The sequence below is a fragment of the Sulfuriferula sp. genome, assembly GCF_054605375.1.
In genome coordinates this window covers 85,340-100,337 of the sequence record NZ_JBTSEG010000005.1, presented here as the reverse complement: position 1 = coordinate 100,337, position 14,998 = coordinate 85,340, and the positions used below count along the sequence as shown (strand labels likewise).

Annotated in this window: 16 protein-coding genes and 2 tRNA genes; 17 read left to right on the top strand and 1 reads right to left on the bottom strand. The window is 53.5% G+C overall.

The annotated features are described in order from the left end of the window. The first annotated feature begins 36 nt into the window (after positions 1 to 36). The 15 genes from ACYCZJ_RS05070 (at position 37) to yrfG (ending at position 11,857) form a co-directional block, all read left to right on the top strand. Positions 37 to 113 (top strand) — tRNA-Val (locus ACYCZJ_RS05070). Between the two features lie 167 nt (positions 114 to 280). Next, entirely contained in the window at positions 281 to 2,203 is a 1,923-nt protein-coding gene (gene thrS / locus ACYCZJ_RS05065) for a threonine--tRNA ligase (protein ID WP_461553131.1), read from the top strand. 45 nt (positions 2,204 to 2,248) lie between these two features. Next, positions 2,249 to 2,767, top strand: coding sequence for a translation initiation factor IF-3 (gene infC / locus ACYCZJ_RS05060; RefSeq protein ID WP_124705711.1), 519 nt, complete (start codon positions 2,249 to 2,251; stop codon positions 2,765 to 2,767). Between the two features lie 169 nt (positions 2,768 to 2,936). Continuing rightward, entirely contained in the window at positions 2,937 to 3,134 is a 198-nt protein-coding gene (gene rpmI, locus ACYCZJ_RS05055; RefSeq protein WP_087446232.1) for a 50S ribosomal protein L35, read from the top strand. A gap of 12 nt (positions 3,135 to 3,146) precedes the next feature. Beyond that, the gene (rplT, locus tag ACYCZJ_RS05050) at positions 3,147 to 3,506 is read left to right on the top strand and encodes a 50S ribosomal protein L20 (protein ID WP_147073447.1); all 360 of its coding nucleotides are present in this window, start codon (positions 3,147 to 3,149) and stop codon (positions 3,504 to 3,506) included. 123 nt (positions 3,507 to 3,629) lie between these two features. Further along, positions 3,630 to 4,649, top strand: coding sequence for a phenylalanine--tRNA ligase subunit alpha (gene pheS / locus ACYCZJ_RS05045; RefSeq protein WP_461553130.1), 1,020 nt, complete (start codon positions 3,630 to 3,632; stop codon positions 4,647 to 4,649). A 9-nt stretch (positions 4,650 to 4,658) separates the two neighbouring features. Next, on the top strand, positions 4,659 to 7,016 hold the full coding sequence (gene pheT / locus ACYCZJ_RS05040; protein WP_461553129.1) for a phenylalanine--tRNA ligase subunit beta: 2,358 nt from the start codon (positions 4,659 to 4,661) through the stop codon (positions 7,014 to 7,016). A gap of 7 nt (positions 7,017 to 7,023) precedes the next feature. Further along, positions 7,024 to 7,329, top strand: a complete 306-nt coding sequence (locus ACYCZJ_RS05035; protein ID WP_461553128.1) for an integration host factor subunit alpha — start codon at positions 7,024 to 7,026, stop codon at positions 7,327 to 7,329. Then, the gene (locus ACYCZJ_RS05030) at positions 7,307 to 7,681 is read left to right on the top strand and encodes a MerR family transcriptional regulator (protein WP_461553127.1); all 375 of its coding nucleotides are present in this window, start codon (positions 7,307 to 7,309) and stop codon (positions 7,679 to 7,681) included. The genes ACYCZJ_RS05035 and ACYCZJ_RS05030 overlap by 23 nt, the downstream gene beginning before the upstream one ends. Positions 7,682 to 7,737: 56 nt before the next feature. Continuing rightward, positions 7,738 to 7,814, top strand: a tRNA-Pro gene (locus ACYCZJ_RS05025). Positions 7,815 to 7,883: 69 nt separating this feature from the next. Next, complete coding sequence (surE, locus tag ACYCZJ_RS05020) at positions 7,884 to 8,627, top strand: 5'/3'-nucleotidase SurE (RefSeq protein WP_461553126.1); 744 nt, start codon at positions 7,884 to 7,886, stop codon at positions 8,625 to 8,627. After that, positions 8,624 to 9,286, top strand: a complete 663-nt coding sequence (locus ACYCZJ_RS05015; RefSeq protein ID WP_461553125.1) for a protein-L-isoaspartate(D-aspartate) O-methyltransferase — start codon at positions 8,624 to 8,626, stop codon at positions 9,284 to 9,286. The genes surE and ACYCZJ_RS05015 overlap by 4 nt, the downstream gene beginning before the upstream one ends. Before the next feature lie 4 nt (positions 9,287 to 9,290). Beyond that, positions 9,291 to 10,271: a peptidoglycan DD-metalloendopeptidase family protein gene (locus ACYCZJ_RS05010; RefSeq protein ID WP_461553124.1), complete on the top strand. Its 981-nt coding sequence runs from the start codon at positions 9,291 to 9,293 to the stop codon at positions 10,269 to 10,271. A 2-nt stretch (positions 10,272 to 10,273) separates the two neighbouring features. Continuing rightward, the gene (gene rpoS, locus ACYCZJ_RS05005; RefSeq protein WP_461553123.1) at positions 10,274 to 11,200 is read left to right on the top strand and encodes an RNA polymerase sigma factor RpoS; all 927 of its coding nucleotides are present in this window, start codon (positions 10,274 to 10,276) and stop codon (positions 11,198 to 11,200) included. Positions 11,201 to 11,206: 6 nt separating this feature from the next. Beyond that, complete coding sequence (yrfG, locus tag ACYCZJ_RS05000) at positions 11,207 to 11,857, top strand: GMP/IMP nucleotidase (protein WP_461553122.1); 651 nt, start codon at positions 11,207 to 11,209, stop codon at positions 11,855 to 11,857. 18 nt (positions 11,858 to 11,875) lie between these two features. Here yrfG and ACYCZJ_RS04995 read toward each other — a convergent pair whose 3' ends face one another. Then, positions 11,876 to 12,259: an Mth938-like domain-containing protein gene (locus tag ACYCZJ_RS04995; RefSeq protein WP_461553121.1), complete on the bottom strand. Its 384-nt coding sequence runs from the start codon at positions 12,257 to 12,259 to the stop codon at positions 11,876 to 11,878. Between the two features lie 140 nt (positions 12,260 to 12,399). Between ACYCZJ_RS04995 and ACYCZJ_RS04990 the strand changes: the two genes are divergently transcribed. Then, positions 12,400 to 13,635, top strand: coding sequence for a pyridoxal phosphate-dependent aminotransferase (locus tag ACYCZJ_RS04990; RefSeq protein ID WP_461553155.1), 1,236 nt, complete (start codon positions 12,400 to 12,402; stop codon positions 13,633 to 13,635). 20 nt (positions 13,636 to 13,655) lie between these two features. Next, a complete protein-coding gene (locus tag ACYCZJ_RS04985) occupies positions 13,656 to 14,969 on the top strand; it encodes a homoserine dehydrogenase (protein ID WP_461553120.1) in 1,314 nt (437 codons plus the stop codon). The last annotated feature ends 29 nt before the right edge of the window (positions 14,970 to 14,998 follow it).

Genomic DNA, 14,998 nt, shown 5'->3' with positions numbered 1-14,998 from the left:
AAGCCGGGCTTAACTCCGTTACAATGCGGCCTCCTCAGGCGCGTAGCTCAGCTGGTTAGAGCACCACCTTGACATGGTGGGGGTCGTTGGTTCGAGTCCAATCGCGCCTACCAACGGATTCAATACAGATAATGAGTGGGACACGGAAAGGTAGCGTTATGACACCGCGAACTTGCACGATAACAAAGTCACCATCATCGCGTTAATCCCTGAGTAGGTTTTTATCTGTAAAGAAAAGCGCGGGCTATCCGCGCTTTTTTGTTTTGTGCCGGAGAAATCAATGTTGAATGTCACTTTGCCGGACGGTTCTGTCCGCAGTTTCCCCCAACCGGTAACGGTAGCGGAAGTCGCCGCCTCGATTGGTGCAGGATTGGCCAAGGCAGCGCTGGCCGGCCGGGTTGATGGCGTGCTGGTGGATACCAGTTTCGTCATCGCGCAACAAGATGTACAGCTGTCTATTGTGACCGATCGCGATGCCGATGGGCTGGACATGATTCGCCATTCCACCGCGCATTTGCTGGCTTACGCAGTGAAAACACTTTATCCGGATGCGCAAGTGACGATCGGCCCGGTTATCGAGGACGGCTTCTACTACGATTTTTCCTACAAGCGGCCGTTCACGCCGGAAGATCTGCTGGCCATCGAGAAAAAAATGGCCGAATTGGCCAAGCGTGATATCCCGGTCAGCCGCAAGGTGCTGCCCCGTGATGAAGCGGTGGCCTATTTCAAAGGGCTGGGTGAGCATTACAAGGCGGAAATCATCGCTTCCATACCTGCCAATGAGGATGTATCGCTGTACAGTGAAGGTGATTTCACCGATTTATGCCGTGGCCCGCATGTGCCTTCCACCGGCAAACTCAAGCATTTCAAACTGATGAAGCTGGCAGGTGCGTACTGGCGCGGGGATCACCGCAACGAAATGTTGCAACGTGTATACGGGACTGCCTGGGCGAAAAAGGAAGACCTTGAGGCGTACCTGTTTCGCCTCGAAGAAGCCGAAAAGCGCGATCATCGCAAGCTCGCCAAACAACTGAGTCTGTTTCACATGCAGGATGAAGCGCCGGGCATGGTGTTCTGGCATCCTAACGGCTGGGTGATTTGGCAGCAGATCGAGCAGTACATGCGTGAAAAATTTCGCGAATATGATTATCAGGAAGTGCGTACGCCAACCATCATGGATCGGCATATGTGGGAAAAATCCGGTCATTGGGAAAATTACCGCGAAAACATGTTTACCACCGCGTCGGAAAACCGCGAGTACGCGGTCAAACCGATGAACTGCCCCGGCCATGTGCAGATATTCAATCGTGGCCTGCATAGTTACCGTGACCTGCCACTGCGCCTGGCGGAATTCGGTTCATGCCACCGCAATGAGCCGTCTGGTTCGCTGCATGGGCTGATGCGGGTGCGCGGCTTTACCCAGGATGATGCGCATATTTTTTGCACTGAAGATCAAGTCCAATCAGAAGTGTCGGCTTTTATCGTGATGTTGCAAGCTGTCTATGCCGATTTCGGCTTTAATGACATGCTGGTCAAGCTTTCCACCCGCCCGGAAAAGCGGATTGGATCGGATGCCGATTGGGATAAAGCCGAAGGGGCCCTCGCTGCCGCGCTTAACCAGAACAAACTGGCTTTTGATCTCCAGCCCGGCGAGGGGGCTTTTTACGGGCCAAAAATTGAATTCACGCTAAAGGACAGTCTGGGACGCTTGTGGCAATGCGGCACAATCCAGCTGGATCCCAACCTGCCGGCGCGGCTGAACGCGGAATATGTGGCCGAAGACAATACTCGCAAGATTCCCGTGATGCTGCACAGGGCCATCGTGGGTTCCATGGAGCGTTTCATCGGTATTCTGATTGAACATCATGCAGGCAACTTCCCTCTATGGCTGGCGCCGGTGCAGGCAGTTGTGATGAATATCACCGACAATCAGGCAGAATATGCACAAAAAGTCTGCAATGCGATGCGTCAGGAAGGTCTGCGCGTTACGACAGACTTGAGAAATGAGAAAATAACCTATAAAATTCGGGAACATAGTTTGCAAAAGCTGCCTTATCAGTTGATCGTCGGCGACAAGGAAATGGCCGCAGGCATGGTTGCAGTGCGTACCCGCACGGGCCAGGATCTCGGCCAGATGCCTTTGGAAGTGTTTATGGCACAACTCAGGGAAGCTGTAGTGCTGCGCAAACCAAGCGAGGAGTGAGGTTTTCTCACTCCTCTTGCCTTTTGATTTACAGGAGTTGCAGCTATCGCTCAGGATAAAGAAACACGGGTCAACGATGAAATCACCTGGCCAGAGATTCGTTTGGTCGGGCTGGAAGGAGAACCCCTTGGTATCGTCAGCGCCGCCGAAGCGCTGAAACTGGCTGAGGAAGCCGAAGTGGACTTGGTGGAAATTGCCCCGCAAGCCAAACCACCAGTATGCCGCCTGATGGACTATGGCAAGTTCAAATATCAGCAAAGCAAGCGCCAGCACGAGGCCAAGGTCAAGCAAAAGCAGATTCAGGTCAAGGAAGTGAAGTTCCGGCCCAATACCGATGAAGGTGATTACCAGATCAAGCTGCGCAACCTGATTCGTTTCCTTGAAGAAGGTGACAAGGCGAAAGTAACCTTGCGCTTTCGCGGTCGTGAAATGGCGCACCAGGAAATCGGCCTGGCGCAGTTAAGACGTGTGGAAGCAGACCTGGCTGAGCAGGCTGTAGTTGAACAGTTTCCCAAGATGGAAGGCCGGCAGATGGTCATGATGCTGGGGCCGAAAAAGAAGTAAATAGAGATTGTTGACCAGGCTCATGTAGCCTGGTTGATTTGCAGCATTTTCGCCGAAGTCCGGCGAAAACTATCCGGTGGCGAGAACCGTCGGATAAGTCGCAGATGTCCGGGTTCCTAAATGTCTCGTGGTGAGACTGCCCGGCGTTATGCACAACAGGAGTATTGCAATGCCGAAGATGAAAACAAAATCGGGTGCAGCCAAGCGTTTCAAAGCGCTTGCGAATGGAGGCGTAAAGCGCGGTCAGGCTTTCAAGCGCCACATTCTCACCAAGAAAACCACCAAGAACAAGCGCCAGTTGCGTGGTACGCTGATGGTCGATGCGACCAACATGCGTTCCGTTCGCGCCATGTTGCCCTACGCATAAAGGAGAGATCACATGCCAAGAGTAAAACGTGGTGTAACGGCGCGCGCGCGTCACAAAAAAGTTCTCGACCTGGCCAAAGGCTATCGTGGTCGCCGTAAAAACGTCTACCGGGTTGCCAAGCAGGCAGTAATGAAAGCTGGGCAGTATGCCTACCGCGATCGTCGTCAACGCAAGCGTCAGTTCCGTTCCCTGTGGATTGCGCGTATCAATGCGGCGGCTCGTGAGTGCGGAATGCGTTACAGCGTATTCATGAACGGCCTGAAAAAAGCTGAAATTGTGCTGGATCGCAAGGTTCTGGCTGATCTCGCTGTGTTCGACAAGCCTGCCTTTGCGCAGCTCGCCGAGCAGGCTAAAGCTAAATTGGCAGCCTAAAGCTGAGTAAACCTTGGAAAAGGAGGCCAGCGGCCTCCTTTTTTATGGGCGCTTCCAAAAATTCAATCCGGCATATCCAATGCAGGTTGAATTTCTAGAAATGCTCTCCAGAGACAAATCACCATGCAAAATCTCGATACTATTGTTGCCGAAGCATTAACGGCATTTTCGTCAGCCAACCAAGGGGCCGAGCTGGATCAGGCAAAATCCCGTTATCTGGGCAAATCGGGTTTGCTTACCGAGCAGTTGAAGCAGCTTGGTAAACTGCCGGCCGCAGAACGGCCGGCAGCAGGAAATTTGATCAATCAGGCCAAGGAGCAGATTCAGCAGGCGCTGGAAGCGCGTCGTGCAACGCTGGCGCAGGCGCATCTGGATAGCAAGTTGGCGGCGGAAACGCTGGATGTGACGCTGCCGGGGCGTGGTTTGGGTACGGGTGGACTGCATCCTGTGACACGCACACTGGCTCGTATCCAGGCCTTGTTTGCTTCGATCGGTTTCGAAGTGGCGGAAGGCCCGGAGATAGAAACCGATTTCTATAATTTTACAGCGCTCAATATCCCCGAAAATCATCCCGCACGCGCCATGCACGATACATTTTACGTGGATGACAAGCACTTGCTGCGCACCCATACGTCACCGGTACAGATACATTACTTACAGACGAATAAGCCGCCGGTAAAAATCATCGCGCCTGGACGTGTGTATCGCTGCGATTCCGATGTGACCCATACGCCCATGTTTCACCAGGTTGAGGGACTATGGGTGGATGAGGAGGTGAGTTTCGCGGCCTTGAAAGGAGTGCTGGCCGATTTCATGCAGCGATTTTTTGAGCGTGATGACCTGAAAGTGCGTTTCCGCCCATCGTTTTTTCCATTTACCGAGCCATCGGCAGAAATGGATATCGCCTGTGTGATGTGCGGTGGCGATGGATGCCGGGTGTGTAGTCATACCGGCTGGCTGGAAGTGCTGGGTTGCGGCATGGTGCACCCCAATGTGTTGGGGCATGTGCATGTGGATAGCGAAAAATACCTTGGATTCGCGTTTGGCATGGGTGTAGAACGACTGGCCATGTTGCGCTATGGCGTGGACGATTTACGCCTGTTCTTCGCCAATGATTTGCGTTTTTTGAAACAATTCAACTGATCCGACAAGATGAAATTCTCTGAACGCTGGTTACGTACGCTTGTGAATCCTGCGCTGCAAAGCGCTGAACTGTCTCATCTTCTGACGATGGCCGGACTGGAAGTCGAGGCGCTGGAAGAGGTTGCAGCAGACTTTTCCGGTGTGGTGATAGGGCAAGTACTGTCGGTAGCGCCGCATCCTGATGCAGATCGTCTGCGTGTTTGTAAGGTGGAGGCTGGCACCGGCAGTCCATTGCAAATCGTCTGTGGCGCACCCAATGTAAGGGAAGGCGTACGCGTGCCTTGCGCACTGGTTGGTGCGAAATTGCCAGGTTTTGAAATCAAGAAAGCCAAGCTGAGAGGCGTTGAGTCGTTTGGTATGTTGTGCTCGGCCCGCGAACTGGGGCTGGCAGAAGAAGCCGATGGCCTGCTGTTGTTGCCGGACGATGCGCCAGTAGGAAGTAATATCCGCGATTATCTGCATCTTGATGACAGGCTGTACACACTCAAACTGACCCCCAATCGCAGCGATTGCCTGAGCATGATCGGTCTGGCACGTGAAGTTTCTGCGTTGACCGGTAGTCCGTTAAGCCTGCCATTGATTGCGCCTGCAACGGTCAATGGCAGTGTCATCCGCAACGTGAAGATAACCGCCGGCCCGGCCTGCCCACGCTATTGCGGGCGGGTCATTAGTCTGCTCAATCATATGGCCCGAACACCGGCCTGGATGGCTGAACGTCTATCCCGTAGTGGTCTGCGTAGTATCAGTGCGGTAGTGGACATTACCAATTATGTCTTGCTGGAACTGGGCCAGCCTTTACATGCCTTTGATCTGGGCAAGCTCTCGGGCGACATTCAGGTGCGTTTAGCCACGCCGGGTGAAACTTTAACGCTGTTGAATGACCAGCGCGCTGTCCTGGATGCCGACATGCTGGTGATTGCCGATGATCATGGCGCGCAGGCACTCGCCGGGATCATGGGTGGAGCAGCCACTGCCGTGGATGAAAATACCTCGGAAATTTTTCTTGAAGCGGCCTATTTCAGCCCGGATGCGATTGTCAGCCGTGCACGCCGGTTGGGTTTGTCGACCGATTCATCACACCGTTTCGAGCGTGGGGTGGATTACGCATCCACACGCAACGCCCTGGAGCGCGCCACCACATTGATACTGGAGATTTGCGGTGGCGAAGCCAGCCCCATCACTGAAGTCTGTGGCATATTGCCCGAGCGTGTACCGGTTAGCTTGCGTGCCGCGCGGGCCAGTAAAGTGCTAGGTGTGGCGCTGGACGATGCGCAAGTGGAAAAAACACTGGAGCGGCTGGGCTTCACTTATCATCGCGATGACGCGGTTTATCGGGTGACGCCCCCCAGTTATCGTTTTGATTTGAACATTGAAGAAGACCTGATTGAAGAACTGGCACGCGTGTATGGTTATGACAATATTCAGGCACAGGCACCCGTTGCTCACCTGAATATGCTGCCTCAGCCAGAGCATCAGCGAGGGATGGATGGCTTGCGTTCAGTGCTTGTTGCGCGCGATTACCAGGAGGTAATTACCTACAGCTTTGTGGATGCAGCATGGGAAACGGATTTTGCCCCGGGTGTTCAAGTAGTTGCCTTAAAAAACCCCATTGCCAGTCAGATGGGCGTGATGCGCTCGACGCTATTGGGTGGGCTGATGGATGTGTTGCGCAGTAACCTGAACCGGCGCCAGGAACGCGTGCGTCTTTTTGAAAGCGGACGCTGTTTTCTTACGACGGAAGATGGCTTCGATCAACCTCAACGTCTGGCCGGGCTGGTTTATGGTAATGCAGTTCCCGAGCAATGGGGAAGCGTAGCGCAAAACGTGGATTTCTTTGATGCCAAGGCGGATATCGAAGCACTGTGCTGGCCGAAAATTGCACGTTTTGAAAAAGCAGTACATCCGGCCATGCATCCGGGGCAATGTGCCGAAGTGTGGCTGGATGGTGTCCAGGCAGGTTGGCTGGGCACGCTACACCCGCGGTTGATGCAAAAATACGATCTGGATACTGCGCCGGTCCTGTTTGAACTCTCGCTACCCGCATTGTTAACACGGACCTTGCCCAGTCATGGAGAAGTCTCGCGTTTCCAAAGTGTGCGCCGCGATCTTGCCGTGATCATTGATGAGTCTGTTCCGGTACAGGCTTTGATCGAAACAATGTATGCAGCGCAGATAGAAGGGGTTGCCGAGATAGCGTTGTTTGACGTATATCGAGGCAAAGGCATTGATTCTGATAAAAAAAGTCTTGCATTCCGGGTGTTGTTGCAAGATACTCAAAAGACGTTTACAGACACTGAAGTGGATGCTGCCATGGCGTCTTTCACCGATTTGCTAAAACAAAAATTCAACGCACAATTACGTTCCTGAGGTAGTCATGACCCTGACCAAGGCAGAACTGGCAGACATGCTGTTCGAAAAAGTTGGACTGAATAAACGTGAAGCCAAAGATATGGTGGAATCGTTCTTCGAAGAAATACGTATCGCACTTGAATCGGGAGATACCGTAAAGCTTTCCGGATTCGGCAACTTTCAGCTGCGCGACAAACCGCAGCGTCCCGGCCGCAATCCCAAAACCGGTGAAGAAATGCCCATTACTGCACGTCGTGTGGTGACATTCCATGCCAGTCAAAAGCTTAAATCGCAGGTAGAAGATGCCCATGGCGGAACACCAGCCAACTAATCAGCTGCCATTGATCCCGGCCAAGCGCTACTTCACCATCGGCGAAGTCAGCGAATTGTGCGGGGTGAAACCGCACGTGCTGCGCTACTGGGAACAGGAGTTTGGCCAGCTCAAACCGGTCAAGCGACGTGGTAATCGACGCTATTACCAGCATCACGAAGTGCTGCTGATTCGCCGCATCCGGGAACTGCTTTACGAGCAAGGATTCACCATCAATGGCGCACGTCATCGTTTGGACGTGCTGGCTACATCCGCTGCTGCCGAAGATACGTCTGCCGCAGCTGATCCGGTGATGGATTATTCAGCGCTGCGTCGTGAAATGATGGCGATCGTCGAACTGTTGCGTGTGTGATTTTTTAGCCTGGGTCTGTGTCTACGCATCATAGACTCTGCTATAATCGCGGCCTTCGGGGCGTAGCGCAGCCTGGTAGCGTACTTGCATGGGGTGCAAGTGGTCGGAGGTTCAAATCCTCTCGCCCCGACCAGGACTACACTCGGGTGTCACTCCTTTTTTAGAAAGTAATTCACGGGGATTTTTGAGTAAGCCGTCCACTATGCGTATTTTGCTAAGCAACGACGACGGTTACTTTGCTCCCGGTCTCGCCATTCTGGCCGAGACTCTCTCACAGATTGCAGAAATTACAGTAGTCGCTCCAGAACGTGATCGCAGTGGCGCCAGCAATTCCCTGACCCTGGATCGTCCGCTGATGTTGCGACAATCGAGCTCGGGATTTTATTACGTCAACGGGACCCCGACCGATTGCGTACATCTTGCAGTCACCGGCATGCTGGATCACCTTCCTGACATGGTTATTTCGGGTATCAATCACGGTGCCAACATGGGCGACGACACCATTTATTCGGGCACCATTGCTGCGGCCACCGAAGGCTTTTTACTGGGGGTGCCATCACTGGCGATTTCCCTGGCGAGTTTTTCGGCGGGTAACTACGCGACCGCCGCACGCGTTGCCAGTGAACTCGCTCAACGTGTCATGGCTCGTCCTTTTACAACTCCGCTGCTGCTCAATGTGAACGTGCCGGATGTGCCATATCAGGATTTGAAAGGTACCGTAATCACCCGGCTTGGCCGCCGCCACAAAGCCGAGCCTGTTGTTAAATCGACCAATCCACGCGGACAGACGGTATATTGGGTAGGCGCAGCCGGTGCGGCGCAGGATGCAGGCAAGGGGACGGACTTCCATGCGGTGGCGAAAAAACGTGTATCGATCACGCCGCTGCAGATGGATCTGACCCAGTTCAATCAATTGGCGCCGCTACAGGTGTGGTTGCAGACATGAGCGTGACGCGTCACAGTGGTATTGGCATGACTTCCGAGCGTACTCGCGCGCGCATGGTTGAACGTTTGCGTGCGCAGGGGATCAAGGACAATAACGTGCTGACCGCAATGGGCATGGTGCCGCGGCATATCTTCGTTGATGAAGCGCTGTCCATCCGCGCTTATGAAGATAGCGCATTGCCGATAGGTTTTGGTCAGACCATTTCCAGCCCTTACAGCGTGGCGCGCATGATTGAGGTGTTACGTGCCGGTGCGGATATGGAACGTGTGCTGGAAGTGGGTACGGGTTGCGGTTATCAGGCGGCAGTGCTCGCCAAGCTGGCACGTGAAGTGTACTCGGTCGAACGTATTGCCACACTGCTCGGTCGTGCGCGCCGTACCATACGCGAATTGCGGATTGGCAATATCAAACTTAAGCATGGTGATGGTAGCATTGGGTTAAAAGATATAGCGCCATTTGATGGCATTATCCTCGCTGCCGCCATTCCTGTACCCCCTGCGGCATTGCTGGAACAACTGGCGGAAGGAGGGCGTATGGTATTGCCGCGAGGAGTAGGTGAAACGCAACAAATGGTGCTGATTGAGCGCACTTCAGATGGTTTTCAGGAGAAAGTTCTGGAAATGGTGCATTTTGTTCCACTGTTACCCGGGGTACGTTGACGTGATGGCAATTGGCAAGCTTCCTTTCCCTACCTATCTGCTGGTTGTGCTTCTCGCATTGGGCGGGTGTGCTACACAACGCTCTGTGCCAGTGGTAGATGGTACCCGGCCGATGGTAAAAAATATTCCCAAGTCTGCCGGTACCGCAACGTTGCAGTATGGGCAAGCTGCCACCCACACTGTGCAAAAGGGCGACACGCTTTATAGCATTGCACTGCAATATGGACTGGACTATCGCGATTTGGAGCGCTGGAACGGCTTGCCTGACAATTACCTGATCCATATTGGGCAGGTATTAAAACTGACCGCGCCCCAGCAACCGGGTGATGGAATTCAAACAGTTCCGGCGGAATCAACAGTGCAGACGATCCCGCTCAGGATAGAGCCGCTCCCGCAAGGTCAGGCAGCAAGTAACGTGCCCCTGATAACGCAGCCAACGATTGTTAAATTACCCTATTCTGACGCAGCATTGGCGCAGCTGGCACAAGGTGGGGGTACATCGGCTGTGCCGGCAGCACAGAATGCTGCACCCGCAGCAGCGGCACCCGAGATTGCACCTGCCGCTGCACCGCCTCAGGCACCCCCCGCGCCCACAACAAGCAACGATAGTGGTATTGACTGGATGTGGCCGACACAAGGTCGGGTTATTGCCGGATTTGATGAAGCCAAGAACAGCAAGGGGCTGGATATCGCCGGTAAGGCAGGGCAAGCAATATTTGCTTCTGCAGCAGGTAAGGTTGTCTACAGTGGGGAAGGTTTGCGTGGTTATGGCAAGCTGGTTATCATCAAACACAACCCGACTTACTTGAGCGCCTATGCACACAATCAACTGATTCTGGTGAAAGAGGGGCAGACGGTTGCACGTGGACAGAAAATTGCCGAAATGGGCGACAGCGGTACTGATCAAGTCGAGCTGCATTTCGAAATCAGGAAAATGGGCAAACCAGTTGATCCGATGACGTATCTTCCCGGAGCACAAAAATAGCAATGCACGACGATAACGAGCAGGAAGACTACGCCGGCATCCCGGAGGATAAACCCCAGGCCGAAATAGCCGATGTCGAGACGGGATTGACTGAAGATCTGCATACGGATGTAACGCAGATGTATCTCAACGAAATCGGTCACAACGCTTTGCTCAGTCCGGCTGAAGAGCGGCATCTGGCTGAACTTACCCGCGCCGGCGACTTTGACGCCCGGCAAAAAATGATCGAACACAATCTCCGCCTGGTGGTGAATATCGCCAAGCATTATGCCAATCGCGGGCTGGCACTACTGGATCTGATCGAAGAGGGCAATCTCGGACTGATCCATGCACTGGAAAAATTTGAACCGGAACGGGGTTTTCGTTTTTCGACCTATGCCACGTGGTGGATCAGGCAGAATATCGAACGTGCAATCATGAATCAGTCGCGCACGATACGTCTGCCAGTGCATGTGATCAAGGAACTCAATATCATTTTGCGGGCGCGCCGTCATCTGGAAAAGCATGGTGCCAGCGACCCGAGTGACGAAGACATCGCACATCTTGTCGGGCTATCGATTGAAGAGGTGCGACGCATGTTGCGCCTGAACGACCGGGTTGCATCGCTTGATGCGCCGCTTGATATTGATCCCGGCCTGTCCATCGGAGAGGCTATCGCTGATGACAGCAGTGAATTGCCGGAAGACATGCTGGAGCATGCCGAAACGGAAACCTTCGTACGTCTCTGGCTGAATGATCTGAACGACAAGCAACGTTGGGTGATTGAACGGCGTTTCGGATTGGGCGGACAGGATGTACATACCCTGGAACAACTGGCAGAAAGCCTTGATGTCACGCGTGAACGGGTACGCCAGATTCAGATGGAAGCCTTGCACCACTTGCGCCGCATGCTGAAACGCAACGGCGTCAACAAGGATGCGCTGTTGTGATCCGGTATGCTTGACTGGCAGGCGATCGATACCGTTCTGCTTGATATGGACGGGACCTTGCTGGATCTCCACTTCGATAATTTTTTCTGGCGCCAACATGTGCCAAAGCGTTATGCCGAGTTGCGCAACATACCGCTGGCAGATGCAAATGCCGACTTGTCCGGGCGCTATCAACGCCATCTTGGAACACTCAACTGGTACTGCGTGGATTTCTGGAGCCGTGAGCTCCAGCTTGATATTGCCAGGCTAAAAACAGAAGTTCAGCACCTGATTGCCATCCATCCGCAGGTCCCCGAGTTTTTGCGCGCCATTCGAGCTGCCGGCAAGCGTGTCACGCTGGTTACCAATGCACATCATAAAAGTCTGGGCCTGAAAATGCAGCGAACGCGGCTTGACATCCATTTTGATGCGATGATCACCTCACACCAGATTGGTTTACCCAAGGAACACCCGGATTTCTGGCATAAGTTACAAAGTACAGAGTCGTATAACCCGCTCACAACGCTACTGATTGATGACAGTCTGCCGGTACTGCGCTCAGCGCAAACTTACGGCATAGCGTATCTGCTTGCGATATATAATCCGGACAGCAAAGAAGGTTGCAAGGATGTGGAAGAATTTCGTGCGATTGCGAGCTTTAAGGACATCATGCCCTGAGGTGCAAATCGATGCGAATCAGGAGCTGGTGTCGAGTAATAAACCCATTACGACATGTCGTCCTTCAGCTACAAGGATATTGTAAGTGCGGCATGCCGCGCCGGTGTCCATGACTTCGAGGCCAACACCTGCGTTGGTCAGGCAGGCAGATAAACGTGGGTGAGGAAAGCGCAATGATGAGCCGGTGCCGAACAAGGCGATTTCCGGTTTGAGAGCCAGGAACGCCTGAAAGTGATTTTCATTGAGCTGGGCGAAATCGACGACACGCCAATCCTCAATAATTTCGTTCGGTGTGACGATCAGGCTGGGCGCATCATAACGTTGCCCATTGATGCTGACAAAGTCCTTGCCATAGCCTGTGAACAGGTTCAGACCTTCGGGTTGGGTGAGATGGAACTTCAAGCTGGTTCTCCAATTGCAGCAGGGGCTTGCGCTCGGGTAAGATTATACATTTTGAAACTGATACAGCAATGCGTTGATTTTCTGAGCGCGGCTGAAAAACATTATTACGGGCTACCACCTTGAAAACTACAGAGGCACCCATGCTGCGGCCGGTACGCAAATCTTCCAAGCTGGATAATGTCTGCTATGACATTCGCGGACCTGTGCTCGCCCGTTCCAAGCAGATGGAGGAGGAGGGACAGCGCATTATCAAGCTGAATATCGGCAATCCGGCACCGTTTGGCTTTGATGCTCCCGAAGAAATCATCCAGGATGTAATCGTCAATTTGCCCAATGCCTCGGGGTATAGCGATTCCAGAGGATTGTTCGCCGCGCGCAAGGCAATCATGCATTACACCCAGGGCAAAAATATTGCCGGTGTACATATCGATGACATCATCATCGGTAATGGCGCCTCCGAACTGATCGTACTGGCCATGCAGGCTTTGCTCAATACCGGCGATGAAGTGCTGGTGCCGGCACCGGATTATCCATTGTGGACTGCAGCAGTGAGCCTTGCCGGGGGCACGCCGCGTCATTATATCTGCGACGAAAGCGCTGGCTGGATGCCGGATCTGGCTGATATTCGCGCAAAAATTACCCCCAATACACGTGCCATCGTAGTGATCAACCCAAACAATCCCACCGGCGCACTCTATCCAGCTGAGTTGCTCAAGGAAATTGTGGAAATTGCTCGCCAGCATCAACTCATCATTTATGCAGACGAGATTTACGACAAGGTTCTCTATGATGGCCGCAGTCACACCTCCATCGCTTCGCTGGCCGAGGACGTGCTGTGCGTTACGCTGAATGGCTTATCCAAGAATTATCGCGTCTGTGGCTATCGTGCGGGCTGGATGGTGATATCAGGTGACAAACGCCACGCACTGGATTATATCGAGGGCCTGGGCATCCTGGCGTCAATGCGCCTATGCTCCAATGTGCCGGGCCAGTATGCAATTCAAACTGCGTTGGGTGGATATCAGAGTATCAATGATCTGGTGGCACCCGATGGCCGCCTCACCCGTCAGCGCGACCTGGCTTGGGATCTGCTCACAGCCATACCCGGGGTGAGCTGCGTCAAACCACAAGCCGCATTGTATTTATTCCCGCGTCTGGATCCCAAGATATACCCGATTCAGGACGACCAGGATTTTATTCTTGATCTGCTGGAAAAAGAACGGGTGCTGGTGGTACAGGGCAGTGGTTTCAACTGGCACCAGCCAGATCATTTTCGCGTGGTCTTCCTGCCTCATGAAGACCATCTGCGCGAAGCCATCGAACGCATTGCGCGTTACCTCGAAAGCTATCGCAAACAGCACGGCACCGCCAACTGACAATAATGGAAAAAACCGTAATGAAACCAATGAATGTAGGCCTGCTGGGTCTGGGCACGGTCGGGGGCGGTACGCTCACCGTGTTGCGTCGTAATGCGGCGGAAATCACCCGCCGCGCGGGACGCGAGATTCGCGTGACCATGGCGGCAGTACGCGATCTCGACAAGGCCAAACCCTACGCATCGGCCGGCCTGGTGCTCACTGATAATCCGTTTGCAGTGGTGGATAACCCTGATATCGACATCGTGGTCGAAATGATGGGAGGAATCAGCCCCGCCAAAGAGTTGATCCTGATGGCGATCGAAAACGGCAAACATGTGGTCACCGCCAATAAGGCGCTGATTGCCAATCACGGTACCGAAATTTTTGCTGCTGCGCAGAAAAAAGGCGTGATGGTCGCGTTCGAGGCGGCTGTCGGCGGCGGTATTCCCATCATCAAGGCAATCCGCGAGGGCCTCACGGCCAATCGCATCGAATGGATAGCCGGGATCATCAATGGCACCACCAATTTCATTCTGACCGAGATGCGTGACAAGGGAGCCGGTTTTGACGAAATGCTGAAAGAAGCGCAACGCCTGGGCTACGCAGAGGCTGACCCAACTTTTGATGTGGAGGGTGTGGACGCTGCGCACAAGCTTACTATCATGTCGGCGATTGCATTTGGTATTCCCATGCAATTCGACCGGGCCCATGTCGAAGGGATTACCAGGCTTACCGGCGATGACGTGAAATATGCGGAACAACTGGGTTATCGCATCAAGCTGTTGGGAATTACCAAACGCACCCCCAAGGGGATCGAGTTGCGCGTCCATCCCGCGCTGATTCCCGCACGCCGCTTGATTGCCAATGTAGATGGTGCGATGAATGCCATTCTGGTCAAAGGCGATGCGGTGGGAGCGACGATGTACTATGGTGCCGGAGCAGGGGCAGAGCCTACGGCCTCATCGGTGGTTGCCGATCTGGTGGACGTTACACGCATGCACACCGCTGATCCGCATAATCGTGTACCGCATCTGGCATTCCAGCCGGACGCATTGTCCGATGAACCCATTCTGCCGATGGATGAAGTACGTACGGCATACTATTTGCGCCTGCGTGCATTGGACAAACCCGGCGTGCTGGCCGATGTCACGCGTATTCTGGCCGATCTGGACATCTCGATTGATGCGATGATGCAAAAAGAGCCGCATGAAGGGGAGGAGCAAGTGGATATCATCATGCTCACACATCAAAGCATAGAGAAAAATATTAATGCAGCGATGATGAAAATTGAAGCGTTGCCAGCGATTTGCGGAAAAATTGCACGGATTCGTGTAGAACAACTGGGCAAATAATTTTTTGCGTGGCCGGCAAACAGGCTCCT

What these genes read in the sequence shown, in the direction of transcription:
- thrS (WP_461553131.1), top strand. Translation starts at nt 281, where the DNA reads ATGTTGAATGTCACTTTGCCGGACGGTTCTGTCCGCAGTTTCCCCCAA.
- rpmI (WP_087446232.1), top strand. Translation starts at nt 2,937, where the DNA reads ATGCCGAAGATGAAAACAAAATCGGGTGCAGCCAAGCGTTTCAAAGCG.
- rplT (WP_147073447.1), top strand. Translation starts at nt 3,147, where the DNA reads ATGCCAAGAGTAAAACGTGGTGTAACGGCGCGCGCGCGTCACAAAAAA.
- pheS (WP_461553130.1), top strand. Translation starts at nt 3,630, where the DNA reads ATGCAAAATCTCGATACTATTGTTGCCGAAGCATTAACGGCATTTTCG.
- pheT (WP_461553129.1), top strand. Translation starts at nt 4,659, where the DNA reads ATGAAATTCTCTGAACGCTGGTTACGTACGCTTGTGAATCCTGCGCTG.
- ACYCZJ_RS05035 (WP_461553128.1), top strand. Translation starts at nt 7,024, where the DNA reads ATGACCCTGACCAAGGCAGAACTGGCAGACATGCTGTTCGAAAAAGTT.
- ACYCZJ_RS05030 (WP_461553127.1), top strand. Translation starts at nt 7,307, where the DNA reads ATGGCGGAACACCAGCCAACTAATCAGCTGCCATTGATCCCGGCCAAG.
- surE (WP_461553126.1), top strand. Translation starts at nt 7,884, where the DNA reads ATGCGTATTTTGCTAAGCAACGACGACGGTTACTTTGCTCCCGGTCTC.
- ACYCZJ_RS05015 (WP_461553125.1), top strand. Translation starts at nt 8,624, where the DNA reads ATGAGCGTGACGCGTCACAGTGGTATTGGCATGACTTCCGAGCGTACT.
- ACYCZJ_RS05010 (WP_461553124.1), top strand. Translation starts at nt 9,291, where the DNA reads ATGGCAATTGGCAAGCTTCCTTTCCCTACCTATCTGCTGGTTGTGCTT.
- rpoS (WP_461553123.1), top strand. Translation starts at nt 10,274, where the DNA reads ATGCACGACGATAACGAGCAGGAAGACTACGCCGGCATCCCGGAGGAT.
- yrfG (WP_461553122.1), top strand. Translation starts at nt 11,207, where the DNA reads ATGCTTGACTGGCAGGCGATCGATACCGTTCTGCTTGATATGGACGGG.
- ACYCZJ_RS04990 (WP_461553155.1), top strand. Translation starts at nt 12,400, where the DNA reads ATGCTGCGGCCGGTACGCAAATCTTCCAAGCTGGATAATGTCTGCTAT.
- ACYCZJ_RS04985 (WP_461553120.1), top strand. Translation starts at nt 13,656, where the DNA reads ATGAAACCAATGAATGTAGGCCTGCTGGGTCTGGGCACGGTCGGGGGC.